Annotated in this window: 11 protein-coding genes; 9 read left to right on the plus strand and 2 right to left on the minus strand. The window is 61.2% G+C overall.

Annotation, left to right across the window (positions count from 1 at the left end):
- Positions 1–38: 38 nt before the first annotated feature.
- The 6 genes from HNP33_RS04260 to HNP33_RS04285 all read left to right on the plus strand — a co-directional run bounded on the left by HNP33_RS04260 (position 39) and on the right by HNP33_RS04285 (position 6731).
- Positions 39–1571, plus strand: a complete 1533-nt coding sequence (locus HNP33_RS04260; RefSeq protein ID WP_184705622.1) for a cell surface protein — start codon at positions 39–41, stop codon at positions 1569–1571.
- A gap of 177 nt (positions 1572–1748) precedes the next feature.
- Positions 1749–2648 carry a peptidylprolyl isomerase gene (locus HNP33_RS04265; RefSeq protein WP_184705624.1) on the plus strand — a complete coding sequence of 300 codons (900 nt, stop codon included), beginning with the start codon at positions 1749–1751 and terminating at the stop codon, positions 2646–2648.
- 113 nt (positions 2649–2761) lie between these two features.
- Positions 2762–3562 carry an ABC transporter permease gene (locus HNP33_RS04270; RefSeq protein WP_184705626.1) on the plus strand — a complete coding sequence of 267 codons (801 nt, stop codon included), beginning with the start codon at positions 2762–2764 and terminating at the stop codon, positions 3560–3562.
- Entirely contained in the window at positions 3559–4887 is a 1329-nt protein-coding gene (locus HNP33_RS04275; protein ID WP_184705628.1) for an ABC transporter ATP-binding protein, read from the plus strand. Before HNP33_RS04270 ends, HNP33_RS04275 begins: the two co-directional genes overlap by 4 nt.
- A 66-nt stretch (positions 4888–4953) precedes the next feature.
- A complete protein-coding gene (locus HNP33_RS04280; RefSeq protein WP_184705630.1) occupies positions 4954–5850 on the plus strand; it encodes a class I SAM-dependent methyltransferase in 897 nt (298 codons plus the stop codon).
- 14 nt (positions 5851–5864) lie between these two features.
- On the plus strand, positions 5865–6731 hold the full coding sequence (locus tag HNP33_RS04285; protein WP_184705734.1) for a class I SAM-dependent methyltransferase: 867 nt from the start codon (positions 5865–5867) through the stop codon (positions 6729–6731).
- Between the two features lie 99 nt (positions 6732–6830).
- Here HNP33_RS04285 and HNP33_RS04290 read toward each other — a convergent pair whose 3' ends face one another.
- Together HNP33_RS04290 and HNP33_RS04295 are read right to left on the minus strand one after the other, a co-directional pair.
- Positions 6831–8843: a glycosyltransferase family 2 protein gene (locus tag HNP33_RS04290; protein ID WP_184705632.1), complete on the minus strand. Its 2013-nt coding sequence runs from the start codon at positions 8841–8843 to the stop codon at positions 6831–6833.
- A gap of 70 nt (positions 8844–8913) precedes the next feature.
- Positions 8914–12621 carry a methyltransferase domain-containing protein gene (locus tag HNP33_RS04295; RefSeq protein ID WP_233464358.1) on the minus strand — a complete coding sequence of 1236 codons (3708 nt, stop codon included), beginning with the start codon at positions 12619–12621 and terminating at the stop codon, positions 8914–8916.
- 90 nt (positions 12622–12711) lie between these two features.
- Here HNP33_RS04295 and HNP33_RS04300 point away from each other — a divergent pair, with 90 nt between their 5' ends.
- Genes HNP33_RS04300 through HNP33_RS04310 form a run of 3 tightly spaced genes read left to right on the plus strand, consistent with a single transcriptional unit; the run spans position 12712 to position 15537 of the window.
- Positions 12712–13605, plus strand: coding sequence for a glycosyltransferase family 2 protein (locus tag HNP33_RS04300; RefSeq protein ID WP_184705634.1), 894 nt, complete (start codon positions 12712–12714; stop codon positions 13603–13605).
- 49 nt (positions 13606–13654) lie between these two features.
- A complete protein-coding gene (locus tag HNP33_RS04305) occupies positions 13655–14440 on the plus strand; it encodes a glycosyltransferase (RefSeq protein WP_184705636.1) in 786 nt (261 codons plus the stop codon).
- Positions 14437–15537, plus strand: coding sequence for a glycosyltransferase family 4 protein (locus HNP33_RS04310; protein WP_184705637.1), 1101 nt, complete (start codon positions 14437–14439; stop codon positions 15535–15537). The genes HNP33_RS04305 and HNP33_RS04310 overlap by 4 nt, the downstream gene beginning before the upstream one ends.
- The last annotated feature ends 42 nt before the right edge of the window (positions 15538–15579 follow it).

Genomic DNA, 15579 nt, shown 5'->3' on the forward strand with positions numbered 1-15579 from the left:
AGTTGCGCTGACTAACTTTTTTTAACTGGAGTGTGTTTATGAAGAAAAATGTTCTGGCCCTGAGCATTGCTGCCATGATTGGCGGCTTTGCTGGCTCCGCCAACGCTTTGACCGCTGCTACGGCAACCGCGTTCGAGCAAAACGACGGTGGCGCAGGTCACATTTTGGTGGTGCCTTACTTCACCACGCAAAACAACAACATGTCTGTGATTCACGTGGTGAACACCGACACGCAGAACGGCAAGGCTCTGAAGGTTCGCTTCCGCGGCGCTGCTAACTCTGACGATATCTTGGACTTTACCGTGTTCCTGTCGCCATACGACGTGTGGACCGGTTCCGTTCAAGCTGATGCCAACGGTTCGTACTTCATGACCGCTGACAACAGCTGCATGTACCCAGACATCCGTAAGGTGAAGCAGTCGTTCATTCAAGACCGTCTGTCTGACAGCTGGTCTGCTGAAAAGCGTGTGAACAACACCAAGGAAGGCTACATCGAAATCCTGAACATGGCTGACATTCCTCCCAGCACTGTTTCGGGCACGCTGTACCCAGCCATCAAGCACAAGAGCGGCGGCGCACCTTCTTGCGACGAAGCAGTGCTGGCTAAGACCCTGTCGATCAACCCAGAAAAGGCAGCTGACGCTACCGCCCTGGGCTACGACACGCCTACCGGTGGTCTGACTGGTGACTGGTACATCCTGAACGTGAACCAAACCACCACGTTCTCGGGTGCTGCTACCGCCATCAAGGCTGTGGACGCTAACGGTGCTAACGCCCGCGGTAACTTCGTTGCCTTCCCTCAAGACAACCTGTCGCCAGCAGTTGGTAACACCGACCTGTACACCGCTGACCCACTGTTCATCTCGACCGCAGTGGACAAGGGTAACGTCGCTCAGAACAAGCTGATCCAGATCGCTAACTACGACCTGCCAGACCTGTCGACCCCATACCTGACCAACAACGTTGGCGTTCCTGCACAACAAGCTTCGACCTTGACCGCTGCAGTGGCAAACAATGGCGTGGCCAACCAGTTCGCAACCGACACCCTGATCGATGCGAAGACTGACTGGGTGCTGTCTATGCCTCTGCGTCGTTACAGCGTTGGTGCAAACTACGCTGCAGCTACCAAGGACAACGCTTACCAAGTGTTCAACCCAGCTGTGTTGAACCCTGCTAACGGTCAGCCTTTCTTTGCTCGTAGCATCACCTCTGTTGACGCTGATGGCAACATCTGCGTGGACACCGCAAGCAACACCTTCTACGATCGTGAAGAATCGTCGGTGACCAACGGTGCTGTTGTGTCTCCAGGTACCGCTAAGAAGATCCGTCTGTGCGGTGAAGTGAACGTGCTGGCATTCAAGGATGCAGGTGCTTCCGTTCTGGGCGCTACGGTTGCTCGTCAAACCGCTGCTGTTCAATACGAAAACGGCTGGGGCAAGGTCAACTACGGTTCCAACAATGCATTCCCAGTGGTTGGTTCTTCGTTCATCAAGCTGACCAACAGCGGTGGCGCTGCTAACGGCTTCAGCGGTACCTACGGTATCACCTGGCCTCACCGTTTCTCTAAGTAATTTGCCCCGCAGGTCGTAAGACCTGTTTGGTAAGTGCTTAGGAAACTAGCCAACAGGGCGGAGAGCAATCTCCGCCCTTTTTGTTTTTCCTTTTGTTGCCAATCGCTTTGTGGTCAATGCCAGGGGCGGTTGGTGCTTTTTTGCTATCCTTGCAGTTTTGGTTAAAGGACAGTGCTCATGCGTAATTGGTTGAAGTCGGTAGGTATTGTTGTGGCATTGGGAGGCGCCAGCGTGGCTGCGATTGCCCAGGGCAACAACAACGCCGTGTTGTTGCAAGGGCCTGCGACTGCGATATATGAGAGCGATGTATTGAACGATGCCAAGCGCATGCCTGAAGAGATGCGTAGCAGCTTTTTGGCCAAGCCAGAAAGCGTGGCGCAGATGGTCGAAGCGCTGTATGTAAGGCGAGCTATCGCGGAAACGGCACGATCCAGCGGCCTGGCAGACCAACCTGAGATCGCGGCCGCGATCAAGATTGCAACAGACAAGATACTGTCAGATGCCTATCTGCAAAAATTCAATGCCGAGCACAAGCCGGATAACAAGCTGGCTGAGGCACAAGCCAAAGCTGCGTATGCCGCGAAAAAAGAGACTTTCAAGGCTCCTGAGCAAGTGCACATCGCGCATATTCTGGTGATGAACCAGGAAGATGATGCCGCAGCCAAGGCCAAGGCCGAAAAGCTGCTGGCAGAGGCACAAGCGGGTGCAGATTTCGCGCAATTGGCCAAAGACAATTCCTCTGATGCATCCAGCGCCGTCAAGGGTGGCGATCTGGGTCTGGTTTCACATGGCAGAATGGTGCCTGAATTCGAGGCTGCAGCCTTCGCGCTGGAAAAACCCAATCAGCTGAGCCCGGTGATCAAGAGCCAGTTCGGCTACCACATCATCAAGTTATTCGAAAAGAAGCCAGCCCGCACCATGTCTTTTGAAGAAGTGCGTCCTGAGCTGGAAAAGCAGTATGTGCAGCAGTCCCTGCAAACTGCACGTCAGGGCGAGGTGGAAAGAGTGCTGAAGGCAGCAAGCTGGAACCGTGCCAATATGGAGGCATTTTCTGCCCGTTTTGCCGACAAGAAGTAAGCTGCGTTCTTTATTGAGCCGATACAAATTTTGACGCAACAAGAAGGAGAGGGCAGGGCCTTCTCCTTTTTTATGCGCTGGCTCCGGCCGCATGGGCGGGCCTTGGAAACCATATGCATTCGCTTTTGCAGAATATTCGTGAGCTCGTAGCCAGTCGCCAGTTGATTGGCGTAATGACGCGGCGAGAGGTTGCGGCCCGCCATGCGGGAACGGCTTTGGGGGTTCTGTGGCCCTATCTGCAGCCGCTGCTGTCGGTAGCGGCCTATTACCTGGTATTTGACATTGTGTTTTCCATGCGCCTTGGAGACGGTGCCAAAACCCATGCCGTAGGCACATTTCTGATCGTCGGAGCATTGCCCTGGATGGCCTTTTGCGACGCCGTTGCGCGTGGAATGGGCAGCCTTCTGGAGGCGGGGGCCATGCTGCAAAAGAATCCTCTGCCTCCTGTCTTGTTTCCTGTGCGGTCGGTGCTGGCCAGCTCCATCATCTTTGGTCCGCTGATGCTGCTGGTGGCGTTGTGCTACACGCCGTTGCACCACATGCAATGGGGCGTACTGGCCTTGCTGCCGCTGATGGCGATGCAGCTGCTAATGACGATGTTGCTGGCCTACGCTCTGGCAATCTTTGCAGCAGCCTTGCGCGATACCGTGCAGTTGGTCGGTTTTGCGCTGTCCGTGGGTATCTATCTGACGCCGATTCTGTTTCCTGTTTCCATGTTTCCAGCGGAGTGGCGCTGGCTGCTGTGGCTCAATCCGATGGCATCGTATGTGCAAGGCTATCAGTCGATATTGCTGCAAGGACAGTGGCCCGAGTGGCCGGTATGGCTTGGCGGGTTGGTATGGATCGGTCTGCTTGCCGTGGTCGTGAATTTGCTGGTGCGCAGAAGCCGGGATCAACTGGTGGATTGGCTATGACAACAAACGAGACAACCGCCCAGCCTGTACTGGTGATCAAGAACCTGGGCAAGGAATACAAGCTCTATGATTCACCGCGCCAGCGTGTGAAGGCGTTGCTGACGGGACGCGCCACCCATCGCAGTCACTGGGCCTTGCGCGATGTGAGCTTTACCTTGCAGCGTGGCCAATGCATTGGCGTGATTGGCGACAACGGTGCAGGCAAGAGTTCGCTGCTGAAGTTGCTTGCCGGCACGATGCAGCCTTCTACCGGCACCATCGAGCGCACCGGGCGGATCACCGCCATTCTGGAGCTGGGTGCGGGGTTCCATGGTGATTTCACTGGGCGCGAGAATCTGTACTTTGCCGGCAGCTTGATTGGAATCAACCAACACGAGATGCGCCAGCTGGAGCCGGAGATCATTGCTTTCTCCGAGCTGCACGATGCCATTGACCGACCGGTGAAGACCTATTCCTCCGGGATGAATGTGCGCCTTGCATTCGCGCTGGTGACCGCCGTGCAGCCGGATGTATTGATCGTCGACGAGGCGCTGGCCGTGGGTGACCAGAGCTTTCAGAAGAAATGCATCGAGCGGATTCTCGACTTTCGCAAGAAGGGGTGCACGATCCTGTTCTGCTCCCACAGCCCCTACCATATCCGCCATCTGTGTGATGCTGCCCTGTGGCTGGAAAAGGGCCAGGTGCAGATGTTCGGGGAGACCGAGGCGGCGCTCGCTGCCTACGATGTGCGCACCCGCCAGTTGAAGGAAGAAAAGGATCGGCTGCAGTGGGGCGATGATGCGCCAGCCGGCGTTGCGAACCTGGGCCTGCCGCCCATGGAGCAGACTGCCGAGCTGCCAGAGGCAGGCGCCCCGGAGGGCTGTGTCAAAGAGGCAGAGCCTTACGTCGTTCAGCGACCCAATGCGCCTCAGGCGCAGGAGACGGGCAATGCCTGCCTGCTGTCCGTCGAGATCGCCCACCTGAGCGGTGATACGCCGCCGGTGCTGCAGGGCAATGATCTGGTCGTCACCATCCGCGCGCGTGGCAACGGGTCGGAGTGTCCCCACATCGGGTTCATGATCGAGCAAAACAAGGGCGTGGGCATTGCCTGCCTGGCCACCCATGAAGACGGCGCGCTGCCGGTGCTGCAGCCCGATGGCACTTGGCAGTCGGTCCTCACCTTCCCCGATTTGCCGCTGCACAGCGGTGACTATGTGGTGAGCGCGTTTCTGTTCGATGGGTCGGGTCTGGCCGTGTACGACCAATGGTTCCAGTACACGGTGTTTCGCTTCATCTACCCGAAGCCCCTTCCCGGGCTGGTACGATTGCCGCACGAATGGAGCTGATGCTTCGGATATGAATGGCAGCAGGCGCTTACCCAGAAAGCGCCTGCTGCTATAAAAAATAGAGATATGACCACCACCACATCCACCCATGCCAGCACCGGGCAACACCTGCTGGAGCAAGCCCGGCAATTGCTGGCGGCTGGCGATCCCGTAGCGGCTTCGCCTCTGCTGCTGAGCGCGCGGGCCGAAAAGGACACCATGCTTGCAGCGCATGCGCTGATCGAGCAGCACGGTCTGAGCGGATCGTTCCACAACATGACGGGCCTCGATTGCACCATTTCGGGCTCAGACGATATCTTCGGTTTTTTTGCCGGGCACCCAAGCAGCATCAACCCGTTGCGCGATTACTTTGCCGACGGCTGGCGCACCCTGGCCGAGCTGATGACCGTGATGGAACGTGTGGGCGAGCCCCTGGTGCAAAGCCAGCACTTTCTGGAGTTTGCGAGCGGCCACGGCCGTTTTACCCGCCACCTGGTCAAGCTGCTGGGGGCGGGCAAGGTGACGGTATCCGATGTGGTGCCGGACGCCGTGGAGTTTGCGACCCGCACCTTTGGCGTGCAAGGCTTTCTGTCTGCCAGCGTTCCCGAAGATCTGGCGGCCCCGCGCAGCTACGACACGGTGTTCGTTCTCTCGCTGTTCAGCCACCTGCCGCGCAGCACCTGGGCACGCTGGCTGAAGGCCCTGTACGCGGTCGTCGCCCCCGGGGGCGTGCTGGTATTCAGCACCCACGGCATCAAGGCGGCCCATTTTGACCGTGTGCCTCTCGACGAAGAGGGCTTTTTCTTTGCCCCGTCCAGCGAATCGCATGCGATCGATGCCAACGAATACGGCACGGCCTTCACGACTGAGGCCTTTGTGCGCGCCCGCATTGCAGAGACTGTAGGCGCGGACAAGCTCGAATACTTCGCACCCGTGCAGTTCTGGAATCACCAGGATGTGTACGTGCTGCGCAAACCGCTATGAACCGCGGAAGCCGCATGCGCCGGCTGGCCCAGCTGCACGAGCGGCGGTTTGGCCTGCCCGCCTATAACGATGGCCTCATCACCGATGAATGGTTTCGCTCCCACTTCCACTATGCGGCCGATGTGGTGCAGCAGTGGCTGGGCGGCGCGCTGGATTTGAAAAATGCGCGGCTGCTGCAGTTTGGCTGCGGAGACGGCATCACCGATCTTGCGCTGGTGCTTCGGCACGGTGCCAATGCCATTCATGGCATTGATGTGAGGCAGGAATACACCAAGCTGCCGCGCATTGCGCATGAACAGTTGGGCATGCAAGCCATCCCCAAGGCCCTGAGCTTTCAGACCATCGAGCCTGGCGCGCCGCTGGCCGGGCAGGCGCCGCTGTATGACGGCATCATGAGTTGGTCCACCTTCGAGCACGTGCAACGCGACCAGTTGCTGCCCATCCTGAAGGATCTGCGTGCCTGCCTCAAGCCGGGCGGCTACTTCTTCCTGCAGATCGAGCCGCTGTTTTACTCGGCCTATGGTTCGCACCTGCGCCGCTATGACGAAATCCCCTGGCACCACCTGCAGGTGGATGAAGAGGCGCTGTGGCAGGTGATTGAGGCCTATGACGGTGCGCTCAGCCCGGACGAGGTTGATTTCGGCTTTGCCGATTTTGGCCCGGCCGGGTACAAGCGTTTTGTGTTCAAGGAATACCAGGAACTCAACCGCCTGACGGCCGATGAGTTGGTGGCGATTGCGGTGGAGGCAGGTTTTGGCGTGGCGCGTGAGGAGCGCCGCCACTATGAGCCAGCGCCGGTGCCGCAGGCGCTGCTGCAGCATTACCCGCGCGATATTCTGACCAACAACGAAATCTTCCTGCTGCTGCAAAGGCCTGTTTGAGGCGGTTTTTTCAGTGATTTTGATAGCTATCGGCGCTTATCCCGTATGGGTTAAGCGCCGATTTCTATTTGAATGCACTGGTATTTGAATGCACTGATTTCAGGCCGCTTCAGCGGTGGATTGGGATTCGCTCAAGCTGTAGCTCAGATGCTGCATGCGCTGGGCCAGCCCGCTGCGGTTGAAGAGGCGGCGGTTGATCGACGGCTCGCAGCGCATGGGGGTGCGTACCAGCCAGCAGGTATGGCGCACTTCGAACGCGGGGTGGTGGTAGGGGTCGCCTGCGTCGAGAAAATCGCGCCAGCGGCTGGCGAACAAGGCGGAATCCTCGGGGTGGGGATCGTAGCCTTCGGCCTTGCCGCGGGTAATGGATTCATGGTGGATCAGTGTGGCCTGCGGGCAGTAGAGCACACGCCAGCCCAACTGCAGGGTGCGTAGGCACAGATCCACATCACCAAAGCCCACTGCCAGCTTTTCGTCATAGCCGTCGATGGCATCAAAGGCCTCCTTGCGCATCAGCAGGCAGGCTGCGGTAACGGCCGAGACTTCGTGCGTGCAGACCAGGCGGCCCATGAAAGCGATGTCCACCCGATCCGGCGGCAGCTTGAGGAACTTGCCATAGTGCTCGGCAATGCCGAAAGCGCCCACGCAGACGCCTGCGTGCTGGATAGAGGTGCGGTCGGGGTAGAGGAGCTGGGCGCCCACCATGCCGACGCTCGGGTCCTGGCATTGGGACAGCATCTGCTCCAGCCAGCCTTCGTGCAGGGCTTCGATGTCGTTGTTGCAGAACAGGTAGTGCGTATAGCTGCGGGTGAGCTGGCGCACCGCCCAGTTGTTGATCGCCGAGAAGTTGAACGGCCCCTTGTAGCGCAGCACCGTGGCCGTGCCGTCCTGGGCGAGCTGCGCAAAGTAGTCGAGGCTGGCCGCTTCGGTCGATTCGTGATCGATGACGATCAGGTCGTACTGCGCCTGCTTGACGGTGGCACGAATGCTGTCCACGCACTGGCGCACCAGATGGCCGTAATTCTTGGTGGGAATGATGATGGCGATGCGCTGGTCTGCCGCAATCTGGTGGTGGGTTTCGAAGAAGTTGAACGACACGCCGGGCGCCGAGCTTGCCTGCTGGCCGGTGCGATCGAGGTGGCGCTGCAGCACGGCGGTGGAGGTGGCCATCACCTGCGCCATCTTTTCATGCCCGGCAGACCCGGTGTGGGTGCGCCATTGGTACAGGATTTCGGGAATGTGGGCGATGCGGCTGGCGGCCTCGCTCACGCGCAGGATCAGGTCGTAATCCTGCGAAATCGTCAGGGCTTCGTCAAAGCCGCCCAACTCGCGGAGCAAGGCAGTGCGAAAGCCCACCATGTGCACGATGTAGGGGTGGCTGCGCAGGTATTCGGGCGAGAAGGCCGGGCGGTGAAAGTACTGCAGCACCTGGCTGGCATCGGGGCTGACCAGTACTTCGTCCGAATACAACATGTCCGGATCATCGGCCAACACGCACTGTGCCACCCGGTAGATGGCCTGGGGCTGGAGCAGATCGTCATGGTCAAGCAGCACGACGAATGGCGAGCTTGCCAGCGCCAGCGCCTGGTTGGTGGCGTGTGAGACGCCGCGGTTGGTCTCTCCCAGGTGCAGCTTGATGCGCGGCTCCTGCGCCGCCAGCTCCTGCAGCATCTGGCGCACATGCGGCTTGGGCGATGCGTCATCGGCAATGCACAATTCCCAGTGCGGATAGATCTGGCTGCGCACCGACTCCACCATGGCGGTCAGCATGGCGGGGTCGGTGTTGTAGGTGGGCACCAGGATGGAGATGGAGACGGGCTGCGCCATGGCCGCAATCTCGGCGCGCAGCACGGGCAGCACGTCATCGTTCAGGCGCTGCTGGTAATCCTGCCAGGCGTCGGTCGGTGCCACGGGGATGGTGGGTGCATCCGGGTGGCCCAGCGACAGCAACTGGTGCTTGAGCATTTGCGTGCCGCCAGCGCGCCAGGCGTGCCACAGTTTGCGGCTGTTGCTGCCCAGCTGGCGTGGATCGGCGGCCAGCAGGTACAGGCTGCGGCCAAGCTGGCGCAGCTTGTGGGGCAGCCTGCGCAAGGTGGAGAGTGGAGAGGACAAGATGATTGCTCTTTATTTTATAGCTAATGGCGCTGTATAGGTCGGCGCCAGAGGCATATTTTATTGAAAATCAAGGGGCTGCAATACCTGTCAGGTAATCGTGCGTGTAGCTCCAGGGTTGCAGGCGCGGGCCAAAGAGCTCGGCAGGCGCAGCGGGCGCAGGCAATGGCGGCGTGCCTTGCACGAAGTGGCGTTCGCGGATGCTCTGGAACAAGGCCAGCCATTCGTCGGCCGAGGTGCTCCAGGGCTGCACCCAGGTCCAGGGGCGGTTGGCCAGGCGCTCGGGGAAGGCGCCGATGTCGGGTGCGATCACCGGCACGCCCGCTTGCAGGCAGGCGCTCAGGGTGTAACTGTAGGTTTCGGGCCACAGGGCGGGGAACCAGATCACATCGGGCTGCAGGCGGGCCAGCAGCGCGGGCAGGTCGGCATCGTCATAGGGGCCGTGGATGGTGAGGCTTGCCTGCGGCTGCGTGCGCATGCGGCGGTGCGGGTAGCCCAGCAGATGCAGCTCCACCGGCGTGTTGGCGCGTGCAGCCGCCAGCGCCACGGCCTCCATCACATCGCCGCCTTTGGCGAGGCTGACGCCGCCCAGAATGAAGACGCGCAGATGGCTGTGCGCGGCCAGCGGCTTGCCCTGCGGCACGGGCAGCACGGCCGGGTCGGCGATGTCGTGGTGGGTGACGTACCGCACGGGCGCATCGGGAAAGTACTGCAGCATGCGTTCTGCGGCGTCACGGCTTGGCGCCAGAACATAGCGTGCCTGGTTGAGGAACAGACGGTGGCGCATGCGCCATGCGTCGATGTACTCGCCTGTCGGTGCGGGGTGCTCGCCCGAGCATTGCGGGCACTGCGCCACGCCCAGCGCGGCATAGCGCGGGTTGTGCGTGGGCATCATCAGGTTGATCTGCGGGCAGATGGGGTAGTAGTCGTGCGCCGTGAAGTCGTAGCGCACGCCCAGCAGCTGGGGCAGGCGCATGATTTCGAGGTTGAGCCCCATCAAGTGGTGGAAGTGGACATGGCGCACGCCCAGCTCGCGCAGCAGCGCCACCACTTCCTGCGACTGGGTGGGCCAGTGGAACTCCTCGTCATAGCCCTCGGCGGCGTCCAGCCACTGCAGGCGGATGTAGTTGTCTTCCAGCGGCGTCAAGGCCAGCGAGACGGCCTGGTCGCGCAGGCTGTGCGCCAGTTCGTGCACATGGCGCAAGGTGCCGCCGCCTGCGTTGTGCAGCACCATCAGAATGCGGGGCAGCGGGTGCTGGCGCAGGCGCGCCTTGTCGATGGCATTGCGCGCGGCCTGGGCGGGATTGGCTTTGAGGTGCGCCTGCACCTGCGCGTCGTATTCGGGGTGCAGTTGCAGCAGGGTCTGGTAGGCGGCCTGCTCGCGGGGCGTCTTGCTGTCGCCAAAACTGACTCCGCCGGTGTGCAGGACGAAGGTGTCCAGCGCCAGCAGGTGGCGCCAGCCCAGGTGGTGGGCGCGCATGCAGAAATCGTTCTCTTCGCCATAGCCCTTGCCGAAGTGCTCGACATCGAACAGGCCGGTCTGCGTGAGGCAGTCGCGCCGGATGTACATGCAAAAGCCCACGCCGGTCGGGATATCGACAGTGCGGCCTGCATTGGCTGCAGCGCTCAGGTGGTTGAGGCGCACCAGGTCGGCATCTGCGGGCAGGGCGTTCTTCTCGCAGAAGCGGGGATAGCTGCAGATGGTGGCGTTGTTGGACAGCGGCGTGACGCTGCCAATGGCGGGCTGGCTGTAGGCGGCGGCGCGCAAGCGGTCCAGCCATTCGTGCGAGACTTCGGTGTCGCTGTTGAGCAGTACGAGGTCATGGTCAGGGTGCAGGGCCATGCCGCGGTTGACCGTGGCCACGAAGCCGAGATTGCTTTCGTTTTCGAGCAGGGTGACGCGGCTGTCCTGCGCCGCCAGCGCACGCAACCACTCGCTCAAGGCGGGTTCGGGGCTGGCGTCGTTGATGACGATCAACTGGCAATGGGTTTGCGTGGCGGCCTGCAGCACGGATTGCAGGCAGCGCTGGGTGTCCGCAAGGCCCCGGTAGACGGGAACGATGATGTCCACAGCGCTGGCTGGCTGGCTGGCTTCTGCCGCAACAGGGCGTGCGGCATCGTGCAGCAAGGCTTCGGGCACTGGCTCCTGGGCTGGTTCGGCCACGATGGAGGCATTGATCTCGATCTCGTTTTGTACTTCATCGCCCAGGCTCGCAACTTCTTCTGCCAGTACGGCAGGGGCGGCCGCAGCGGGAATGGACACAACGGCTGCCGGAGGCGGCGTTCTGCCGCGCAGCCTTGCCTTGGCGCGGGCGAGCTTCTGGCCTATGCGGTAGGCCTCGGAGCCTTCAATATTGTTCAGGTGCGTCTGCAGGTTGCCAATGTGGGTCTGCTGCGCCTGAATGTGTTCCTGCTGCTGCCCGATACTCGCTTCCAGGTTGTGCCGCTGGTCCTGGATATGGGCCTGCAGTTCGCGCATGTGTTCATGCGCCCGGCCTTCGGCGTGCTGGGCGCGGATCACCTCGGTATCGGCGTAGCGCAGGCGGGTTTCCAGCTGCTGCGCGCTGTCTGCCAGCACGGCGTAGTCGGCAGACATGGGCCAGCCTACCGTCACTTCCAGCACGGCGCCTGCAGTTTGCAGGCATTGGTGCAACACATCTGCGGGTATCGGCAGGCGCAGGTAGGGATCGTTGCCAGTTAGCAGGGCGAGGGCGGAGCCCGGAGCGCTCGCTGGCGCGGGCTGCCACACCATTTCGCTGTGCGGAGCCTGGGCGAAGCTCTGGTCGCCAGCGCCGCCCCAGCGCCAGCGCAGGCCAGCACTGGCATCGAACAGGCGGATATCGTGGATGTGCAGAAAACCCGGGCGGTCCGCCGGGTCCCAGCGCAGGGTGGGTGTGGGCGCGTCGTACCGGGGCAGCGTGAAGCGGATGCTTTGCTGCGGCTTGCCGATATGGCCTTTCTGAATGAGCTTGCGGTCTTCGCTGTAGCCATCCGCATCGGCCCAGTACAGGTTGGTGGTAAAGCTCGCTTGCGCCGCATTGTTCTGGTTGCCCATGGCCAGCAGTGCATGCGACTGAACGGCGGCGGGGTCATCGGCAGGGCGTACGCTGGCAACAAATTGGTAGGCGAGCGCGTCGGGCTGCGAGAGCAGGTACTGCATGACTGCCGGCGGCAGGCTGTCGGCGGTGGTGCGTGCGAACTCCGATTCATCCAGCGGGCGGTCGATGGTCTCCAGCGACTCCACACACCATTGCTCGGCATGGAGCAGGCGCAGCAGCGACTGGCGGGTGAAAAACCGCAGGTGCGTGGCATCCAGCAGCCCTTCCTCGCGGTAGCGCAATTCGCCCTGCATGAGCTCCATCACCAGACCGCAGTACCCGGCATTGGGGATTGAGACCAGAATCTGGCCGCCATCTGCCAGCAACGCACGGCAATCGGCCAGAATCTGCTCGGGATGGCGCAGGTGCTCCAGAACATCGGCGCAGACGATATAGTCGTACTGGCGCAGCAGGAATGCCTCTGCAAGATTGATCTGTTCCAAATCTGCCACAGCGACATCGTGATAATAGGGCCTGGCCAGCTCGGCCTCTTCAGCGCTGAAAGTCACACCGTCGACGGTGCAGGCCAGATGCTGCTGCAGGTGCTGGCCCAGCACACCAGGGCCGCAGCCCAGATCGAGCACACGTGAGCCTGGACGTATTTTGCCGGCCAGCACAGACAGCGACGTCCGCTCTTGTGGATCGATGTGACGTGTGTAGACGTGGTGTTCGCGGGTCATGGATAGGAAATGGCTAGAGATTCTGCCGAAGTAGGCCTGCCAGGCAGGTAGGGATGAATGACTGACAAGAAAAATCGAGTGGCAATTCTATTGTCTACATTCAATGGCGAGCAGTTTCTGTCAGCGCAACTGGATTCACTGCTGGTGCAAACCCATGCAGCATGCGATCTCTGGGTGCGCGACGATGGCTCGTCGGATGCGACGCTTGCCATTGTCCACCGATATGCGGCGGCGCACCCCAACATCCGTGTCACGGCGGGTGGCAATCTTGGTTTTGTCGGCAGTTTTCATGAGTTGTTGCAAATTGCGGGCAATGACTACGATTTCTACTTTTTTTGCGACCAGGACGATGTCTGGCTTCCCGGCAAGGTCGCCAGCGCCTTGGCCGCACTGGCGCCACAGAGCGGCCCGGCGCTGTACTGCTCGCGCACCCAGTACACCAATAGGGAGCTGCAGGCGATCGGCCCGTCGCCCGACTATCCTGCTGACAAGATCGGCTGGGGCAACGCCCTGGTGCAGAACATCGCCACAGGCTGCACCGTAGCACTGAATGCCTCTGCGCGCCAATTGGTGCTCTCGTCGTTGCCCAGGTACTGTCTGGCGCATGACTGGTGGGCCTACCTCGTTGTTTCTGCCTTTGGCACGGTGGTGTTCGATACGCAAAGCCACATTCTTTACAGGCAGCACGCAAGCAACACCATTGGAATGCAGCAGCAGGGCCTGCGGGGACAGTGGGCGCGCGTGCAGCGCTTTGCGCGCCGCTTGCGCCAGGCCGGCCCCGGCTGGCTGGACCAACTGGCGGAATTCGATCGCGCCCATGGAGCCCGCTTGAAAGACGAGCAACGAGCCCAACTGCAGATGCTGCTTCGATCGCGCAGGCAATGGCTAGCCGCATTTCGCGTGGCTATCCAGGGCTTCTACTGGCGCATGAGTGCCGTGGATACCTTGATTTTGCGCATATTGCTGGCGCTGCGCCTGTACTGAGGCCCGCCATGGCCGCTGCCCCTGCAACGGCAGGGGATAATACGAGGCCATGCCGAATCCGCCACACCAGCATCCTGCCATTGTCCTGTCCGTCGTCAGCCACGGGCATCGGGACATGGTGCAGCGCCTGCTGGAAGATCTCGCCCGCCTGGGTGAAGACGGGGTAAGCCGTGTCGTATTGACGCTGAACCAGCCTGAGGCGCCGCTGCAGGCGCCCCCGGGTGGCTGGCCATTTGTGCTGGAGATTCGGCACAATCCCGCGCCCCTGGGCTTTTCGGCCAACCACAATGCGGCCCTTGCAGGCGCCAGCGAGCCTTTTGTCTGCATCGTCAACCCGGATGTCATGCTGAGCCGGGACAATCCTTTCCCCGCGCTCATCGAGGCGGCGCGTCGCCCCGGCGTCGGCCTGGCCTATCCCACGCAGGTTGATGGAACAGGCGCGGTGCAGGACAGCGAGCGCGAGGTTCCCACGCCCTGGTCGCTGCTCTTGCGCTATGCGGTGCGCCGACGGGAAACACGTGCGGAATGGGTCAACGGCGCCATGTGGATGCTGCCCGCCGAGGCGTGGCGTGGCATTGGCGGATTGAACCCCGCCTACTTCATGTACTGTGAGGATGTAGACCTCTGCCTGCGCCTGCGCCTGGCCGGTTTCACGCTGGCGCGTGCAGACGCCACGGTGGAACATGCAGGTCAGAGGGCCAGCCACCGGCGCATGCGCCATGCTTTGTGGCATATTCGCAGCCTGCTGCAGTTATGGACTTCGGCGGTGTTCTGGCGCTCGCGCCCTTTGTTGCGGCGCCTGCCGGCTGCGGCACTCACGATGACGAAACAATGATTCTCTTGGCAGTGGTGGCTTTTCTGTTCGCGCTGATTGGTGCGGGCTTCATCGTGCGCCGGGTACGCGGGCACGCCAAGCGCTACGGCAAAGATCTGCCCCAGCGCTTTCACATGGGTCACATCCCCCGGCTGGGCGGCCTGGCCATGTTTGTCAGCATGGTGCTGACGGTGGGTGTGGCGGGGGTGCAGAACTGGTGGGGCTACTACAGCAATGCATTGCATTGGAACACCTGGGTGCTCTACTTTTTCATAGCGATGCTGCCAGCGGTGGCGGGTGGTATCGCCGAGGATATGACCCAACGCATGACGGTGCGCTACCGCCTGGTGCTGACACTGGCCACCGGCTTGCTGGCGGTCTACCTGTTGGGCATGACCGTGCCGCGCCTGGGTCTGGGCTGGCTCGATGCCCTGTTGAGTGCTGCCCCCTGGCTGGGCATGGCGCTCGCAGTGCTGGCGATCGCGGGCCTGCCCCATGCCTTCAACATCATCGATGGCTACAACGGCCTGGCCGGCATGGTGGCCCTCATCATCTGTGCGGCGCTCACCCATGTGGCGCTGCAACTGGGCGACCGCGAGCTGGCTGCCATGCTGGTGATCACTGCGGCCGCCACGTTGGGCTTCATGTTCTGGAACTACCCCATGGGCCAGCTGTTCGCCGGTGACGGTGGCGCCTATGTCTGGGGCATCGTGATCGCGTTCTGCAGCATCACCCTGGTGCAGCGCCACCCTATCGTCTCTCCCTGGTTTCCGATGCTGCTGCTGATCTATCCGGTATGGGAGACCATGTTCTCCATCTACCGCAAGCTGGCGCGAGGCGACTCGCCGGGCATGGCAGATGCCCTGCATTTGCACCAGCTGATCTATCGCCGCATCGTGCGCAGTGTGCTGGACGAAAATGCCGCCCGTCAGATGCTGCGCCGCAACAACCGCACGGCACCCTATCTATGGGCCTTCACCTTGTTGACGGTGGTGCCTGCGGTGCTGTTCTGGCGCAACACCTATGTGCTGATTGCGTTCTGTGCGCTGTTCTGCATCTCTTATGTGGCCGCGTACCTGGTGATTGTGCGCTTCAAGCTGCCCGGCTGGATTCGTTAATCTTCGTCGGTGGCATAGATTGGGGCACAATGCGCGTTTTGA

This window comes from Comamonas odontotermitis (assembly GCF_014207855.1).
GTDB classification, from domain to species: Bacteria; Pseudomonadota; Gammaproteobacteria; order Burkholderiales; family Burkholderiaceae_C; genus Comamonas; species Comamonas odontotermitis_A.

What these genes read in the sequence shown, in the direction of transcription:
- HNP33_RS04260 (WP_184705622.1), top strand. Translation starts at nt 39, where the DNA reads ATGAAGAAAAATGTTCTGGCCCTGAGCATTGCTGCCATGATTGGCGGC.
- HNP33_RS04265 (WP_184705624.1), top strand. Translation starts at nt 1,749, where the DNA reads ATGCGTAATTGGTTGAAGTCGGTAGGTATTGTTGTGGCATTGGGAGGC.
- HNP33_RS04270 (WP_184705626.1), top strand. Translation starts at nt 2,762, where the DNA reads ATGCATTCGCTTTTGCAGAATATTCGTGAGCTCGTAGCCAGTCGCCAG.
- HNP33_RS04275 (WP_184705628.1), top strand. Translation starts at nt 3,559, where the DNA reads ATGACAACAAACGAGACAACCGCCCAGCCTGTACTGGTGATCAAGAAC.
- HNP33_RS04280 (WP_184705630.1), top strand. Translation starts at nt 4,954, where the DNA reads ATGACCACCACCACATCCACCCATGCCAGCACCGGGCAACACCTGCTG.
- HNP33_RS04285 (WP_184705734.1), top strand. Translation starts at nt 5,865, where the DNA reads ATGCGCCGGCTGGCCCAGCTGCACGAGCGGCGGTTTGGCCTGCCCGCC.
- HNP33_RS04295 (WP_233464358.1), bottom strand. Translation starts at nt 12,621, where the DNA reads ATGACCCGCGAACACCACGTCTACACACGTCACATCGATCCACAAGAG.
- HNP33_RS04305 (WP_184705636.1), top strand. Translation starts at nt 13,655, where the DNA reads ATGCCGAATCCGCCACACCAGCATCCTGCCATTGTCCTGTCCGTCGTC.
- HNP33_RS04310 (WP_184705637.1), top strand. Translation starts at nt 14,437, where the DNA reads ATGATTCTCTTGGCAGTGGTGGCTTTTCTGTTCGCGCTGATTGGTGCG.